The organism is Pseudomonas sp. GW821-FHT04D07, from assembly GCF_059420225.1.
The window spans coordinates 1-16450 of sequence record NZ_JBWKTH010000048.1 but is presented as its reverse complement, the minus strand read 5'-3'; the positions used below and the strand labels follow the sequence as shown (position 1 = coordinate 16450).

12 protein-coding genes and 1 pseudogene are annotated in these 16450 nt (G+C 63.1%); 10 read left to right on the top strand and 3 right to left on the bottom strand.

Going from position 1 to position 16450, the window contains the following annotated elements; translation table 11 throughout:
- Nucleotides 1–223: 223 nt before the first annotated feature.
- The 5 genes from AC07T0_RS30960 (at nucleotide 224) to AC07T0_RS30940 (ending at nucleotide 9658) form a co-directional block, all read left to right on the top strand.
- Nucleotides 224–2674 carry a glycogen/starch/alpha-glucan phosphorylase gene (locus AC07T0_RS30960; protein WP_495004747.1) on the top strand — a complete coding sequence of 817 codons (2451 nt, stop codon included), beginning with the start codon at nucleotides 224–226 and terminating at the stop codon, nucleotides 2672–2674.
- Between the two features lie 96 nt (nucleotides 2675–2770).
- A complete protein-coding gene (locus AC07T0_RS30955) occupies nucleotides 2771–6412 on the top strand; it encodes a DUF2339 domain-containing protein (protein WP_495004746.1) in 3642 nt (1213 codons plus the stop codon).
- On the top strand, nucleotides 6412–7773 hold the full coding sequence (locus AC07T0_RS30950; protein WP_495004745.1) for a DUF3999 domain-containing protein: 1362 nt from the start codon (nucleotides 6412–6414) through the stop codon (nucleotides 7771–7773). The genes AC07T0_RS30955 and AC07T0_RS30950 overlap by 1 nt, the downstream gene beginning before the upstream one ends.
- 267 nt (nucleotides 7774–8040) lie before the next feature.
- On the top strand, nucleotides 8041–9051 hold the full coding sequence (locus tag AC07T0_RS30945; protein ID WP_495004744.1) for a class 1 fructose-bisphosphatase: 1011 nt from the start codon (nucleotides 8041–8043) through the stop codon (nucleotides 9049–9051).
- Between the two features lie 4 nt (nucleotides 9052–9055).
- Nucleotides 9056–9658, top strand: a complete 603-nt coding sequence (locus tag AC07T0_RS30940; protein ID WP_495004743.1) for a DUF924 family protein — start codon at nucleotides 9056–9058, stop codon at nucleotides 9656–9658.
- 135 nt (nucleotides 9659–9793) lie between these two features.
- Here AC07T0_RS30940 and AC07T0_RS30935 read toward each other — a convergent pair whose 3' ends face one another.
- The gene (locus tag AC07T0_RS30935) at nucleotides 9794–10558 is read right to left on the bottom strand and encodes a methyl-accepting chemotaxis protein (RefSeq protein WP_495004756.1); all 765 of its coding nucleotides are present in this window, start codon (nucleotides 10556–10558) and stop codon (nucleotides 9794–9796) included.
- A gap of 93 nt (nucleotides 10559–10651) precedes the next feature.
- Nucleotides 10652–11686 (bottom strand): annotated as a pseudogene (locus tag AC07T0_RS30930) (HAMP domain-containing protein); the annotation flags it as partial.
- A gap of 401 nt (nucleotides 11687–12087) precedes the next feature.
- Here AC07T0_RS30930 and AC07T0_RS30925 point away from each other — a divergent pair.
- Both AC07T0_RS30925 and AC07T0_RS30920 read left to right on the top strand, forming a co-directional pair.
- On the top strand, nucleotides 12088–12342 hold the full coding sequence (locus tag AC07T0_RS30925) for a hypothetical protein (RefSeq protein WP_103495495.1): 255 nt from the start codon (nucleotides 12088–12090) through the stop codon (nucleotides 12340–12342).
- Nucleotides 12343–12372: 30 nt separating this feature from the next.
- A complete protein-coding gene (locus tag AC07T0_RS30920; RefSeq protein WP_495004742.1) occupies nucleotides 12373–12930 on the top strand; it encodes a lipocalin family protein in 558 nt (185 codons plus the stop codon).
- A 123-nt stretch (nucleotides 12931–13053) separates the two neighbouring features.
- Here AC07T0_RS30920 and AC07T0_RS30915 read toward each other — a convergent pair whose 3' ends face one another.
- The gene (locus AC07T0_RS30915; protein ID WP_495004741.1) at nucleotides 13054–14418 is read right to left on the bottom strand and encodes a formimidoylglutamate deiminase; all 1365 of its coding nucleotides are present in this window, start codon (nucleotides 14416–14418) and stop codon (nucleotides 13054–13056) included.
- Between the two features lie 144 nt (nucleotides 14419–14562).
- On the opposite strand from AC07T0_RS30915, the gene hutC reads away from it, so the two are divergent.
- The 3 genes from hutC to AC07T0_RS30900 all read left to right on the top strand — a co-directional run.
- Nucleotides 14563–15273 (top strand): histidine utilization transcriptional repressor HutC, encoded by a 711-nt coding sequence (gene hutC / locus AC07T0_RS30910; RefSeq protein ID WP_152737845.1) that lies wholly within the window; start codon nucleotides 14563–14565, stop codon nucleotides 15271–15273.
- Entirely contained in the window at nucleotides 15270–15848 is a 579-nt protein-coding gene (locus AC07T0_RS30905) for a HutD/Ves family protein (RefSeq protein WP_495004740.1), read from the top strand. Before hutC ends, AC07T0_RS30905 begins: the two co-directional genes overlap by 4 nt.
- A gap of 490 nt (nucleotides 15849–16338) precedes the next feature.
- Nucleotides 16339–16450: hypothetical protein (locus tag AC07T0_RS30900; protein ID WP_495004755.1), on the top strand; the 112-nt coding region annotated here is incomplete at its 3' end.

Sequence of the window (16450 nt, the reverse complement as noted above, 5' to 3'; positions counted from 1 at the left end):
GGGCTGGTGGATTTGTGAACAACCTTTTGACGGTTTTTCGTACAAATGCGTCTTTGCAGGGAGATTTCCACCGGACTGCATGCTTTTGGGGCAGAACCGCTTCTTCGGGTTTTCCCGAGGCCATCGGTAAAAAACGCCGAACCTGCGCCGTCGCCCCGTGTCGAACGGTCTAGGCTCAGAAAACTTGTCTTTCAAATCGTCCATCTCGCTAGAGGTTGTATCGATGTCTCAGGAACCGCTTGTCCGTGAAGCCGAGGTCGCCGCTTTTCGCGACGCTGTCCTCGCCAAACTTACATACGCGGTGGGCAAGGACCCGGACCACGCGTTTGATCATGACTGGTTCGAGGCCATTGCCTTGGCCGCCCGCGACCATATGGTCGAGCGCTGGATGGACCACACCCGGCATATCTACCGCAAGGGCCAGAAGCGGGTGTATTACCTTTCTCTGGAATTTCTGATCGGGCGGTTGCTGTACGACAGCCTGAGCAACCTCGGCTTGCTGGAGATCGTTCGTGAGGCGCTGGTGGAGCTCGGCGTGGACCTGGAGCGGATTCGCCTGCTGGAGCCCGATGCGGCGCTTGGCAACGGTGGCCTGGGGCGCCTGGCGGCGTGTTTCATGGAAAGCATGTCGACCCTTGGCATCGCCGGCCATGGCTATGGCATCCGCTACGAGCACGGCTTGTTCCGCCAGGCCATCGTCGATGGCTGGCAGCAGGAGCAGACCGAGAACTGGCTGGATTTCGGCAACCCCTGGGAGTTTGAGCGCGCCGAAGTGATCTATCCCGTGGGTTTCGGCGGCCAGGTGCAGACCGTCACCGACGAAAACGGTGCGACCTGCCAGGTCTGGACGCCCTCGGAAACCGTGCGGGCGGTGGCCTATGACACACCCGTGGTGGGTTGGCGCGGGGCCAGTGTGAACACCCTGCGGCTGTGGCGCGCGCGGGCGACCGAAGAGCTGCACCTGGAGCGCTTCAACGCCGGCGACCACCTCGGCGCGGTGGCCGAGGTGGCGCGGGCCGAGAGTATTTCCCGGGTCCTCTACCCGGCCGACAGTACCGAGGCCGGCCAGGAGCTGCGACTGCGCCAGGAGTACTTCTTTGTCTCCGCGTCGTTGCAGGACCTGCTGCGTCGGCACAAGAACATGCACGACTCGGTGCTCAGCCTCGGCGAGCACGCGGCGATCCAGCTCAACGATACGCACCCCTCGATTGCCGTGGCCGAGTTGATGCGCCAACTGGTCGACCTGCACGATATCGCCTGGGACGCGGCTTGGCAGGTCACCGTCGAAACGCTTTCCTACACCAACCACACCTTGCTCCCCGAAGCCCTGGAAACCTGGCCGGTGGGCCTGATGGAACGCATGCTGCCGCGGCATATGCAGATCATCTACCTGATCAACGCCCAGCACATCGATTCGCTACGGGCCAAGGGCATCCACGATTTCGACGTGCTGCGCGCGGTCTCGCTGATCGAGGAGGACAACGGTCGACGGGTGCGCATGGGCAATCTGGCATTCCTCGGTTCCCATAGCGTCAATGGCGTTTCCGGGCTGCACACCCAATTGATGCGCAGCACAGTGTTCTCCGAACTGCACAAACTCTACCCGGAGCGGATCAACAACAAGACCAACGGCATCACCTTCCGCCGCTGGCTCTACCAGGCCAACCCGAAACTCACCGCCATGATGGTCGACGCCGTGGGCCCGGAGCTGCTCGACAACCCCGAGGCGTTGCTGCTGGGCCTGGAGCCCTTTGCCGAGAAGGCCGGCTTTCGCAAGCAGTTCGCCGAACAGCGCCTGCACAGCAAGCGGGCCCTGGCGGCGCTGATTCATGAGCGCCTGGGGATTGCGATCAATCCGGCGGCGATGTTCGACGTGCAGGTCAAGCGCATCCACGAGTACAAGCGCCAGTTGCTCAACCTGCTGCACACCGTGGCCCTGTACCAGGCGATCCGGGCCGAGCCGGAAATCGACTGGGTACCGCGGGTGAAGATCTTCGCCGGCAAGGCGGCGGCCAGTTACCACCAGGCCAAGCTGATCATCAAGCTGGCCAACGACATCGCCCGCACGGTCAACCACGACCCGACCGTGCGCGGTCTGCTCAAGGTGGTGTTCCTGCCCAACTACAACGTCAGCCTGGCGGAAAGCATCATCCCGGCGGCGGACCTGTCGGAGCAGATTTCCACCGCGGGCTTCGAGGCCTCGGGCACCAGCAACATGAAGTTCGGCCTCAATGGCGCGCTGACCATCGGCACCATGGACGGGGCCAACGTCGAGATGTGCGAGCGGATCGGCGAAGAACACATGTTCATCTTCGGTCTCAGCGCCCAGCAGGTGGAGTCGCGCAAACATAATGGCGAGTTCAGCGCGGCGGCGGATGTGGCGGCCTCGCATCGACTCAACGATGTGCTGCAAGCCATTCGTGGCGGAGTGTTTTCACCGGATGATCCGGCACGCTATGTCGGGCTGGTGGATTCGCTGATCGACTATGACCGCTTCCTGGTCTGCGCCGATTTCGACTCCTACTGGGACGCCCAGACCCGGGTCGAAGCCCATTGGCACGACTCCAAGGAATGGTGGCGTTCTGCCGTACTTAACAGCGCGCGAATGGGCTGGTTCTCCTCGGACCGGACGATTCGTGAGTACGCCACGGACATCTGGAAAGCACTGGAGTAACTTTTTGCGACAAGTTGTGCGCCCGGCCCCACTTTGCGGGGGCCGGATCGATATACTACGCGGCATATTTTCGGACGCCGCATAGGGATATCGCGCATGCAATGGATTCTGATGCTGGTGGGCCTGGCGCTGGGCTGGCTGGTGGACTCGGTGTTCACCGACGCTCTGATCGGTGCACTGCTGGGGCTGGGTATCGGCCAGAGTTTCCGCCTGATGAGCCTGGGCCGGCGGGCCGCGGAGCAAGTGCTTCAACTGGAACAGGCGCAAAAAGCCCTGGCGACTGTCGAGCTGCGCGTACGCCAGCTCGAAATCGCCTCGGGCAGGGCGCCGGAACCGTCGGTTGCCCCGTTGCTCACTGAGGTGACGCCCGAGGTTGCCGAGCAGGCGCCACCATCGGTCGCCGAGCAAGCCCAGGCAGAACAAGCCGCCGAACCGATCCCCGAAGCCCTGCGCGCCGTTCCCGAGTTGGTTTGGGAACTGCCGGTCGAACTCCAGGAGCCCCAGCGCGAAACACCGCGTTCCGAAAATGTACCTCCTGAGGTCGATGCCTGGGCGCCGGAACTGGTCATGGTCGCCTCCCGCGAGCCACAAGCGCCTCGCGCCCCTCGCGAACCGAACCTGGTCGAGCGTGCCCTGGCCGGCGCGCGCAACTGGCTGTTCGGCGGCAATACGGTGTTGCGTGTCGGTGTGCTCCTGCTGTTCCTCGGCCTGGCCTTCCTGCTGCGGTATGCCACCGAAGGCATGGTGGTGCCGATCGAGGCGCGTTACGCCGGGGTCGCCACCTGTGCCCTGGGCCTGCTCGGGCTCGGTTGGTGGCTGCGTTTGCGCAACAGCAACTACGCATTGATGCTGCAAGGCACCGGGGTCGCGGTGCTGTACCTGACGGTGTTTGCGGCGATGCGCCTGCATCCGCTGCTCGATCCGTCGGCGGCCCTCGGTCTGCTGGTGGCGGTCACGCTGTTCTCGGCGATTCTCGCGATCACCCAGGATGCCCTCGGCCTGGCCGCCGCTGCCGCCCTGGGCGGCTTCGCCGCGCCGATTCTGACTTCCACCGGCAGCGGCAACCATGTGGCGCTGTTCAGCTATTTTGCCTTGCTCAACGCCGGCATCCTGGCGATCGCCTGGTTCAAGACCTGGCGCTTGCTCAACCTGATCGGTTTTGTCGGCACCTTCGGGATCGGCTTCGCCTGGGGCCTGCGTTCGTATAAACCGGAGTTGCTGTGGAGCACCGAGCCCTTCCTGGTGTTGTTCTTCCTGATGTACCTGGCGATCGGCCTGCTGTTCGCCCGGCGTAAATTGCGCGAGATGGCCGCCGGGCCCGAGGACGACAGCCGTGAAGCGCTGCTGCGCTGGTCGGCCCGCCAGGGCGACTATGTCGACGGCGCCATGCTGTTCGGCCCGCCGCTGGTGGGCTTCGGCCTGCAATTCGCGGTGGTCCAGCATCTGCCGTTCGCGGCGGCATTCAGTGCCCTGGCCCTGGGCATTATCTACATGGGGCTGGCGCGGATACTCGCTGGCGGTCGCGCCTTGCTGCTGGGGGAAACCTGCCTGGCCCTGGGCGTGATCTTCGCCAGCCTGGCGATCCCGCTGGGCCTGGATGCCCATTGGACCTCCGCGGCCTGGGCGGTGGAAGGCGCGGGTATCTTCTGGCTTGGCCTGCGCCAACAGCGGCCATTGGCCCGGGCGTTTGCCCTGTTGTTGCAGATCGGTTCGGCGCTGGCGTTTCTCGACAAGCTGCAACTCGGTGAAACCAGCCTGCTGGACGGCGCGCCGCTGGGCGCCTTGCTGCTGGGTGGGGCCTTGTTGTTCAGCTTCCAGCAAGTACGCAAGGCGCTGCCTGAGCAGCTCTCGTCCTGGGAGCGCAGTCTGGCACCGGTGCTGGCCTGCAGCGGCCTGACCTTCCTCTACCTGCTGGCGCCGTTGTTCTTCTTCACCCAGGGCACGGCGATCAGTTGGGCGCTGGCCGGGTTGGCGACCCTGTTGGTCGGCCTGCGCCTGCAATCGCGCAGTTTCCTGTTCAGTGCCTTTGCCGTGCAACTGCTCGGCGGCGTGCTGTTCCTGCTGCGCCTGCAAGGTGCCGAGGGCGACTCGACGGCGGTGTTCAACGCCGGCTGGAGCGGCCTGATGAGCGCTTCGCTGATCGGTCTGTCCCTGATCGCCGGGATGCTGTTGGCGGCCCGCGACGAGATGGTGCGCAACGATGTGCGCCTGCTGCGCGGGCTGTCGGTGGTGTTGCTGGCGGGGCTGGTGCTGATCAACCTCGCCGTGCTGTTCGTCCTGCCGTGGGAAACCGCCAGCGGGGTCTGGGCCGCCAGCGGCCTGTTGATCATCTGGCTGAGCCTGTATTTGCAGCAGCGGGTGAGTTTCGTCTTCGGCCTGCTGTTGCAGGTGATCGGCGGCGCGGCGTTCCTCATGGCCGAGCCGGAGCTGTTCCGCGCGCTGTCCGCCGAGGGTCTGCGGCCATTGGCCCACAGCGCTTTCTGGACGCCGATGGTGCTGAGCCTGGCGGCGATGATCGGCGCCTGGCGCTTGCAGCGTGGCCGCCAGGCCGCGGCCTTCGACGCCCTGAGCCTGGCCGGCCTGTCCAATGTCCTGCTGGTCTGGGGCGCGTTGTGGTGGGGGCTGGCCTGGGTCAGCGAAATCCTGCGGTTTGTCCCGGCGCATCTCCAGGCCCAGGCTTTGCTAGGGCTGGCCGCGGCCAGTGTGGCGCTCTGGACACTGTTGGCCTCGCGGCTGAACTGGCCGACCTTGGGCCGGCTCTGCAGCTTGTTGACACCGGTTGCGCTGGCGGTGCTCTACGACGCCTGGTACCCGGCTTATCACCCGGTGGCGGATTATGGCTGGCTGGCCTGGGCGGCGGTGTTTGTCGTGCACCTGCTGTCCTTGCGCCGCCTGGCGCCGATCCTGCCAGGTCGGGCCCTGAGTTATGCGCATGTGCTGGGCTGCTGGCTGATCCTCGGCGTGCTGGCGCTGGAGTTGCGTTTTGCTCTGATGAGCCTGTCCGAACACTACAACGCCTGGCGCTGGCTGGGCTGGGCGATCCTGCCGAGCCTCTATCTGGTGCTGATGGCCGCGCCACGCCAGTGGCCATGGCCGGTGGCGGCGTACCCGCGCGAATATCGCCTCTATGCTGCCTTGCCCCTGGCTGGGCTGATGTTGGCCTGGTTCTGGCTGGCGAATACCTTCAGCGACGGTCAGGCCGAGCCGCTGCCTTATGTGCCGCTGCTCAACCCGTTGGAGCTGGGCCTGATGTTTGCCCTGCTGGGGATCTACCTCTGGTCGCAGAGCGCCGTGGCGCAATGGGCGTTACGCCGCGACTATGCGCAGTGGGTCACCCAGGCCGTCGCCGGGCTTTCGCTGTTCGCCTTTATCAGCGCGCTGGTGATGCGTACCGCGCACCACTGGGGCGGTGTGCCGTTCAACCTGGATGACCTGCTGGCGTCGATGCAGGTGCAGGCCGGCCTGTCGATTGCCTGGACCCTGATTGCCCTGGGCCTGATGATCGGCGGGCATCTGCGCCATCGTCGCGAGGTCTGGCTGGTGGGCGCGGCGCTGATCGCCGTGGTGGTCGCCAAGCTGTTCTTTGTCGAATTGAGCAACCGTGGCGGACTGGCGCGGATTGTCTCGTTCATCGGTGTGGGCGTGCTGTTGCTGGTGGTCGGTTACTTTGCGCCGTTGCCACCCAAGCGTCCGGACCCTGAGCCGGAGACTGCGGAAACTGAAGGGGTGTCGTCTTGATGGGCAACTCGAGCCGGTGCTGGTTGGGCATCATGGGGCTGTGTGCGGCGCTGTCGGCGTTCGCTCAGGAAAAACCGACCGACTACAGCACCCAGGTGCCCTTGACCCTGAGTGGCGAGGGCCCCTGGTATCGCTTGGAGCTGCCGCTGACGCTGCAGTTGCGCGCGCGCCAGGCCGACCTCAGCGATGTGCGGGTGTTCAACGCCGCCGGCGAGCCCCAGGCCTATGCCCTGGCGCGGGAGCAGGCGCAGGCGACCCAGAGCCATAGCCTGACGGATGTGAAGTGGTTCCCGCTGTACAACTCGGCCGATGCGCCCCAGGCCACGCCGAGCGTGCGGGTCCAGTCGTCGGCCAACGGCACCCTGGTCGAGGTGAGCCCCGCGGGTCAGTTGAAAGCCGGCGAAGAAGTGCTGCGCGGCTGGCTGTTGGATGCCAGCGCGATCAAGACGCCGTTGCAGCAGTTGCTACTGGACTGGAGCAGCGAGCGTGACGGTTTCCAGCGTTTCAGCATCGAGGCCAGCGACGACTTGCAGCACTGGCAGGCCTGGGGCGAAGGGCAGGTGGCGCGTTTGTCCTTTGCCGACGAACGGGTGGAGCAGCATGAAGTTGCCTTGCCGGGGTTGTCGGCGCGTTACTTGCGGCTGTTGTGGCAGTCGCCGCAGACGGCGCCGGTGCTCAGTTCGGCAAAGTTGGCCAGTTCCACTACCAGCAGCCTGCCGTTGCCGCTGCTATGGTCGCAGCCGTTGGCCGGGACGAGCGCCAAGGCTGGCGAATACACCTGGCAGCTACCGCTCGGCCTGCCCCTTGAGCAGGTGCGGGTCGAGCTGGCGCAGGCCAACAGCCTGGCGCCGGTGAGCTTGTACGGGCGTCAGGACGGCAATGCAGCCTGGCAGACGCTGAGTAGCGGTTTGCTCTATCGCCTGACCCAGAATGGCCAGGACGTGGTCCAGGACCAGTTGCAGTTGCCCGGGCGGGCCGTGGCGCAATTGAAACTGGTGGTCGATGAGCGCGGCGGTGGCCTGGGCGCACAAGCGCCGACCTTGCGTTTCGCGGTGCGCGGCACCCAATTGGTGTTCCTGGCCCGTGGCGAGCCGCCGTTTTCCCTGGCTCTGGGCAATCCGACGGTCAAGGCGACGAACCTGTCGTTGTCGACCTTGATTCCCGATTACAGTCCGCAGCGTCTGGCGGGCTTGGGCAAGGCCACGGCCAGCGGCGGCGCGGTGACCACGCTGCAGCCGCCGGTGGTGCCGGTTGCGCTGGGCACCGATTGGAAGAAGATCGGCTTGTGGGCGGTGCTGCTGCTGGGGGTGGCCGCTTTGGCCGGAATGGCCTTCAGCCTGTTGCGCAAACCGCAGGTATAAGCACCTTGCCTGGAACTTTGTAGGAGCCGGCTTGCCGGCGATGGCGGCCGATAAGGCGATGCAAGGCTCACTGGCCTCATCGCTGGCAAGCCAGCTCCCACAAGGTTCGTGTCATGGTCGGGGACCGAAGAATTCCGGTGCTTTTGGACTACGCGCAACCCGGTCCTTGAACTCTCCGTGTCGGAACTCGGTCTGACAGGAGGCAATACATGTCGACTCGCGTTAAACTGAGCAGGTTTTCAGCCCCCCCCATCTCCGGAGCCATCCATGTCCCGCGTTACCTTGAGTCGCTATTTGATTGAGCAGACCCGCAGCAACAACACGCCTGCCGATCTGCGTTTCCTGATCGAAGTGGTCGCGCGTGCTTGCAAGGAAATCAGCCATGCCGTCTCCAAAGGCGCGCTGGGTGGGGTTCTGGGCAGCATGGGGACAGAGAACGTACAGGGCGAAGTGCAGAAGAAGCTCGACGTGCTTTCCAACGAAATCCTCCTCGAAGCCAACGAATGGGGCGGTCACCTGGCCGGCATGGCGTCCGAAGAAATGGACAATGCCTACCAGATCCCGGGCAAATACCCGAAAGGCGCCTACCTGCTGGTATTCGACCCACTGGACGGCTCGTCGAACATCGATATCAACGCACCGGTCGGTACTATCTTCTCGGTGCTGCGTTGCCCGAATGAACACCTGAGCCAGAACGAAGCCTTGAACGAAAAGGCCTTCCTGCAGCCAGGTACCGAGCAGGTCGCCGCCGGTTATGCCATCTACGGCCCGCAGACCATGCTGGTACTGACCCTGGGTGATGGCGTGAAAGGCTTTACCCTTGACCGTGAAATGGGCAGCTTCGTGCTGACCCATGAAGACATCAGGATCCCGGCTTCCACTCAGGAATTCGCGATCAACATGTCCAATCAGCGTCACTGGGAAGCTCCGGTACAACGCTACGTCGGCGAATTGCTGGCCGGCGAAGAAGGCCCGCTGAAAAAGAACTACAACATGCGCTGGGTCGCCGCGATGGTTGCGGACGTGCACCGTATCCTGACCCGTGGCGGCCTGTTCATGTATCCGCGCGACAGCCGCGAGCCGTCCAAGCCGGGCAAACTGCGCCTGATGTACGAAGCCAACCCGATGTCGTTCCTGGTGGAACAGGCCGGCGGCGCGTCCACCAACGGCCACCAGCGTATTCTCGACATCCAGCCGGAAGGTCTGCACCAGCGTGTTGCGGTGTTCCTCGGTTCCAAGGAAGAAGTGGAACGGGTCACCGGTTACCACAAGGGCTGAAGCCATGTCCGCGCCCTGGCAGCCCTTGCTTGAGTGGTGGTTCGGTTCAGCCGGGACACCCGCCGCGATGGTGGCTGACAAGGGCCGGTTGTGGTTCGGCAAGCGTGACAGCCAGGACCTTGAGGCGCGCGAGCGTTTCGGGGTCCAGGTCGAGCAGGCACTGGCTGGCGATTTGGCCGAGTGGACGCAATGTCCCGAAGGCTGGCTGGCACTGGTGATCCTGCTTGATCAACTACCGCGGATGATCTTCCGCGAGACCCCCAAGGCTTTCTCCGGTGATGCCCGCGCCCAGGCGTTGGTGGCACAGGGCGTGGCTGCGGATTTCGATCGGCGGCTGTCGGCGATGCAGCGGGTGTTTGTTTACCTGGTGTTCGAGCACTGCGAGCATTTGGCTGTGCAGAATGAGGCGGTGTCGCGCTTTGTGGCGCTGCTGGCGGAGCAGGTGGAGGCGGATCGGGCGATCTTTGCCGATTATCTGGACTATGCCGAACGGCATCGCGAGGTCATTGCCCGGTTTGGGCGCTTTCCCCATCGCAATGCCATTCTCGGGCGTGAGTCCACGGTCGAGGAAGTGGCGTTTTTGCGGGAGCCGGGTTCACGCTTCTGACCCGGTTTTGAATCCAGGCGCGGACCTTGTGGGAGCTGGCTTGCCGGCGATGAGGCCATTGAGCCTTGCATCGCCTGAGCGGGCGCCATCGCCGGCAAGCCAGCTCCTACAGGTTTTGCTGTGTCCTGTAGGTCGTCAGATCCGGAAACTACCCACCAACTGCTTCAACCGCGCCGCCTGCTGTTCCAGGTCCGCACACGCGCGCAAGGTCGATTGCAGGTTTTCCACGCCTTCCTGGTTCAGCGTGTTGATCTCGGTAATGTCGACGTTGATCGATTCCACCACTGCTGTCTGTTCTTCGGTCGCGGTCGCCACCGACTGGTTCATGCCGTCGATCTCGCCGATCCGCTGGGTCACGCTGCCCAACCGTTCGCCGGCCTGGTTGGCAATGCTGACGCTGCTTTCGCTCTGACGCTGGCTGTCGGTCATGATGCTCACCGCTGCCCGGGCACCAACCTGCAATTCCTCGATCATCTTCTGCACTTGCTGCGCCGAATCCTGGGTGCGGTGCGCCAGGTTGCGCACCTCATCGGCTACCACCGCAAACCCGCGTCCGGCTTCACCGGCCCGGGCCGCCTCGATGGCCGCGTTGAGCGCCAGCAGGTTGGTCTGCTGGGAAATACCGCTAATCACTTCGAGGATCTGCCCGATATTCACCGTGTTGCTGTTCAGGGTTTCGATATTGCCGCACGAATCGCTGATCTTGGCCGACAGTTGTTGCATCGCGCTGATGGTTTTATCCACCACCTGCTGGCCGTCTTCGGCCAGGCTGCGAGCTTCGCTGGAGTGCTGCGAGGCGAGGGCGGCGTTCTGCGCGATTTCCTGGGCCGCGGCGCCGAGCTGGTTGATCGCCGCCGCCACGCTGCTGGTGCGGTTGGCCTGCTGGTCGGAGTTGAGCATCGACGAGTTGGAGGCGCTGACCACCCGCAAGGCCACTTCGTTGACCTGGCCGGTGGCCGAGGCCACTTCGCGGATCGAGCTGTGGATACGTTCGACGAAGCGGTTGAAGGACATGCCCAGGGTGCCGAATTCATCGTGACCGTGGATGACCAGGCGTTTGGTCAAGTCGCCTTCACCTTCGGCGATGTCATGCATGGCGCGGCCCATCAGGTGCAGCGGCTGCATCAGCACGCGGATCAGCATGCCGAGCAGGGCGATGATGATGATCACGGCGATCACCGTGGCGATGATCGCCGAGGTCCGGAACTCGCTGAGCATGGAGAACGCGGTGTCCTGGTCGAGCACCAGGGCGACGTACCAGTCCACCGAAGACACGCCGTTGACGTGGGTGAAGGAGATGAACTGCTGCTTGCCGTCCACCTCGACTTCCTTGAGCCCGGCACTGATTTTCGGGGCCCCGGTCGGATAAGCGTCAGAAAGGCTTTTCAGGATCAGCTTGCTGTCCGGGTGAATCAGAATCTTGCCATCGGCGCTGACGATGAACGCCTGCCCGTGGCCGCCGAAGTTCAGTGAGTTGATGATGGCGCTGACGCTGCCCAGGTCGATATCGGCGCCGGTCACGCCGATAAACTGGCCCTGGTGCTGCACCGGGGTGGCCAGGGTGATGACCAGCTTGCCGGAGGAGGCGGCGATGTAGGGTTCGGTGACGATGGTCTGTTGGGCGGCGGTGGCGGCCTTGTACCAGCCACGTGCACGCGGATCGTAGTCGGCGGCACGGTTGCCCACCGGAATCGAGGTCATCACGCCTTCCGCGCTGCCGAAATAGCTGAGCTGGAAGTTGCTGGCGTAGGCGGGCAGGCCGATGGCGTGTTTCAGGCTGTCGGCGGAGCTGCCGTCCGCGGCGATCTGCTGGGACAGCGATTGCAGCAGCTGAATGCGACTTTCCAACCAGGTCTGGATGTTGCTGGTGGTCAGGCTGCCCAGCGCCTGCATCGAGTCTTCGGTGCTGTGGCGCAGGGCCGCGCGCTGGCGGTAGTCGTTGAACAGGATGAAGCAGGCGAACGCCACTGCGACCACCAGGGCCGCCGCCAACAGAATCTTATGGCTGAACTTGAAGTTTTTGGTCATGAAATAGGCTGTCCACAGGGGGGCTGGTCACCGGGGGGCGTCAATTTGCCACAGGTTATGACCTGTGGGGCAATTTCTCTTGGGCAACGTCGGTGTCGGAAGTCCTTGTCCTGCTTTTCCATTGCTCGCCATGGCGGGGCGTAGTGCCTTGAACATCGGCCTACGGGCCTTCCATACAGGCGAAATGGTATTACCTGAATATGTCGACACTTTTGCGTTGAATATTAATTTTCGGCCGACAAAGCCGACGAAATGCCGGTTTCGCTGAAAAAAAGCCGCTGAAAATCCTTGAAGGAAATCACTGTAAGAAAAGCGCTGGGGCTCGGGAACCAGATGGCCCTTTTCTCTTCTAAGCTTGCGGTAGGCAGCCGTGCCCACCTTTGAGCCCCAGGAGTTCCCCCATGTCGTTGCGCTCTCTCGCCCTTTTGTCGTTCTGCGTACTGTTGGTCGCATGCAGCAAGGTCAATCAGGAAAACTACTCGAAAATCTCCGCGGGCATGGCCAAGGCCGATGTCGAGAAACTGCTCGGTTCACCTTCGGACTGTTCCGGCGCGCTTGGCATGTCCAGTTGCACCTGGGGTAACAAGAACAGCTTTATCAGCGTGCAGTATGCCGGTGACAAAGTCCTGATGTTTTCCGGGCAAGGCCTGAAGTAAACCGGGGCGATCGCCCACGGGAGAAGAACAATGTTGCGTTTAGTGGTTACTCTTTTGGCCGGCTTGTTGCTGGCCGGTTGCGCTACGTTCGGCGACGATTTGGCGCCCAAGACGGCAGGTCACGTGGACCTGAAACGTTACCAGGGTACCTGGTACGAGCTGGCGCGGATGCCGATGTATTTCCAGCGCAATTGCGCGCAGTCGGAAGCCCGCTACAGTCTGATGGCGGATGGCAAGATGGCGGTGTTCAACCGTTGCCTGACCGAGCAGTGGACCTGGGAAGAAGCCAAGGGCACGGCGACGCCGCAGGTGCCGGAGCAAACCGACAAGCTGTGGGTGAAGTTCGATAACTGGTTCACGTCGATGTTGCCTGGCGTGGCCAAGGCCGATTACTGGATCCTGTATGTCAGCGACGACTACAAGACGGCGATTGTCGGCAATCCGAATCGTCGCTACCTGTGGTTGTTGTCACGGACGACCAAGGTCACTGCGGAGACTCGTGAGGACCTGCTGAGCCGGGCGCGCCAGCAGGGTTACGACACCACCCGGCTGATCTGGCGTACCCCGGATGCGAAGATGCCCAACTGAATCACGCACCTGGTAGGAACCGGCTTGCCGGCGGTGGCGTCCGAATCGGCGCCGTAAGGCTCAAGGGCCTCATCGCTGGCAAGCCAGTTCCTACATGGGATGTGATCGACAAGGTTTTCGGGTTCAGTTCAGCAGGTCGCGCAGCACTTGGGTAAACGCCTGGGCGCTTTCTTCTTCGCCCGCATGCCGTCCACCGCGCACCGCCCACTGGCCGTTGACCATCACATCGCGTACCTGGCGGTCGCCACCGGCGAACAGCCAGCGGTTGAGAATGCCGTCGTCCTGGGCCGTTGCCAGGTACGGATCGCTGCCGTCGAGCACCAGCCAGTCGGCGCGCTTGCCGATTTCCAGTCGACCGATCGCTTGCCCCAGGGCCTGGGCGCCGCCGTCCAATGCCGCGTCATACAGCGTGCGGCCGACCATCGGCTGATCAGCGCGGTACAAGCGATTACGCCGCTGGTCGCGCAGGCGCTGGCCATATTCCAGCCAGCGCAGTTCTTCGACCACGCTCAAGGACACATGGCTGTCGGAACCGATGCCCATCCGTCCGCCTTGGGCGAGGAAATCCACGGCCGGGAAAATTCCGTCGCCGAGATTGGCCTCGGTGGTCAGGCACAGCCCGGCAATCGCCCGGCTGCGGGCCATGCGCGTAACTTCCTCGGCGTCGGCGTGGGTCGCGTGCACCAGGCACCAGCGCTCATCCACCTCGACATGGTCGTATAGCCATTGCAACGGACGCTTACCGCTCCAGCTCAGGCAGTCGTCGACTTCCTTCTGTTGCTCGGCGATATGGATATGCACCGGGCAGTGCTTGTCGCTGGCGGCCAGTACTTCATTGATCTGTTGTGGCGTCACCGCCCGCAACGAGTGAAAGCACAGCCCCAGGGCCTGGGCCGGCTGTTTGGCGAGCAATGGCTGCAAACGTGCCTGCAACTTCAGGTAATTCTCGGTGCTGTTGATAAAACGGCGTTGCCCGTCGTTGGGCGCCTGGCCGCCGAAACCGGAATGGCTGTAGAGCACCGGTAGCAGGGTCAGGCCGATACCGGCGGCGCTGGCCGCCTGGCTGATGCGCAGGGCCAGTTCGGCCGGATCGGCGTAGGGCTGGCCATTGGTGTCGTGATGCACATAGTGGAATTCGGCCACCGAGGTGTAGCCGGCCTTGAGCATCTCGATGTACAACTGACGGGCGATGATGCCCATTTGCTCCGGGCTGATCTTGCCCACCAGGCGATACATCAGGTCGCGCCAGGTCCAGAAGCTGTCGTTGGGATTGCCGGCCACTTCCGCCAGCCCGCCCATGGCGCGCTGGAAAGCGTGGGAATGCAGGTTCGGCATGCCCGGCAGCAGCGGGCCACCCAGCCGTTCGGCACCTTCTGCATGGGAATCGGCCTGGACCTGGGTCAGCACGCCCGCGGCGTTGACCTCCAGGCGTACGTTGTTGGCCCATCCACTAGGCAGCAGCGCGCGTTCGGCAAAGAAGGCGGACATGGTTAAGCACCCCATCGTGTGTTATTTGTATATACATATACAGACGTTTGCGTGCCCGGTAAACTCCGGCAAGCTAGCCATCTTTGAATCAAACAAGGATTTCCCGTGCCGACTCTGCCTGCCAACCACTCGCTGGCTGCCCATATGGGCGATAGTCCGGCGCCGCTATACGCCCGCGTCAAACAGATGATCAGCCAGCAGATCGATAGCGGAAACTGGCCGCCGCATTACCGCGTGCCGTCCGAAAGCGAGCTGGTGGAGCAGCTGGGCTACAGCCGCATGACGATCAACCGGGCCCTGCGGGAAATGACCGCCGAAGGCCTGCTGGTGCGGATGCAGGGGGTCGGCACTTTTGTCGCCGAGCCGAAGAGCCAGTCGGCGCTGTTCGAAGTGCATAACATCGCCGACGAGATCGCCTCGCGTGGTCACCGGCACACCTGCAAGATCATCACCCTTGGCGAAGAGGCCGCTGGTTCCGAGCGTGCCGTGGCTCTGGACATGCGTGAAGGGCAAAAGGTGTTCCACTCGCTGATCGTGCATTTCGAGAACGATATCCCGGTGCAGATCGAGGATCGCTTCGTCAACGCACTGGTGGCGCCGGACTACCTCAAGCAGGATTTCACCCTGCAGACGCCTTACGCTTACCTGTCCCAGGTCGCGCCGCTGACCGAGGGCGAGCATGTGGTCGAAGCCATCCTCGCCGAGGCTGAGGAGTGCAAGTTGTTGCAGATCGAGCCGGGCGAGCCGTGCCTGCTGATTCGTCGCCGGACCTGGTCCGGTCGTCAGCCGGTGACCGCCGCCCGTCTGATCCACCCCGGTTCCCGTCATCGTCTGGAAGGACGCTTTAGCAAATGAGTCAGTTGAAAGTCTTGCGCGCGGCGGATTACCCGCGCATGCCGTGGAAGAACGGCGGCGGCAGCACCGAGGAAATCACCCGGGACGCGGGCGAGGGCCTGGACGGTTTCGGCTGGCGCCTGTCGATTGCCGATATCGGCGAGTCGGGCGGGTTTTCCACCTTTGCCGGTTATGAGCGGATCATTACCGTGCTGCAAGGCGCGGGCATGACCTTGCAGGTGGATGGCCAGCGCACGCGGGCCTTGTTGCCGCTGGACCCGTTTGCCTTCAGCGGTGCCAGCCAGGTCAGTTGCAGCCTGATCGAGGGACCGATCCGCGACTTCAACCTGATCTATGCGCCGGATCGCTACCGCGCGCGCCTGCAATGGCTCGATGCCGCGCAGCCCAAGCGCTTTTTCAGTTCAGCGGCGGTGTTGTTGATTTTCAGCGTCAGCGAGCAATTGCATGTCGGCCTGGGTAACAGTGGCTATGAAATGCTGGGGCGGCATGATTGCCTGCAGCTGGACAGTAACGACGGGCTGCTGGAAGTGGCGGTGACCGGGCGTTGTTGTGTGATTGAGCTGACTCCCGCCTGACAGGTGGGTGAGCAGAATGCTGTTTAGCTAAGGCCGAGCGCGGTCCCTGTGGGAGCAGAGCTTGCTCGCGAACAGGCCCTTGAGGTCGCTAAAAGCTTCGCGGGCAAGCACCGCTCCCACAGTTACGCTCGCCACAAGAACGGTGCATCCAGCCCGTCCCATTTTGTTACCGAACGCCCCAGCATGGCGCAAAATCCTGTCTCGGTAACAGCTTCCTACCTGCAGCCTGTCATCCTCCTACAATTTCACTCTCCGCCAGAAGCCACGTCCCACGGGCCCTGCGGGCTATTCTTAAAAATTCTTCCACTCGCGATTTGCAAGTTGGCCGCCTGATTGCATATGCTTGTATGTACAAGTAAAGATGTGTGCGTATGAGTCAGTAGAGAGATCGACGCACCACCCTAATTTCCGCTTGTGCCGGGGCCTTCCCCCCACAGGCTCGCTCGCCCACTGCCTGGGCTGGTTTGGACGATCGCAGAGGAGTTATTTCGTGACTGAGAATACCCAGAAACCTACCGCCACTTTTACCAAGCGCCGTGACGTTGAAATCCGCGCCGCCCGTGGCAACAAGCTGACCGCCAAAAGCTGGCTGACCGAAGCGC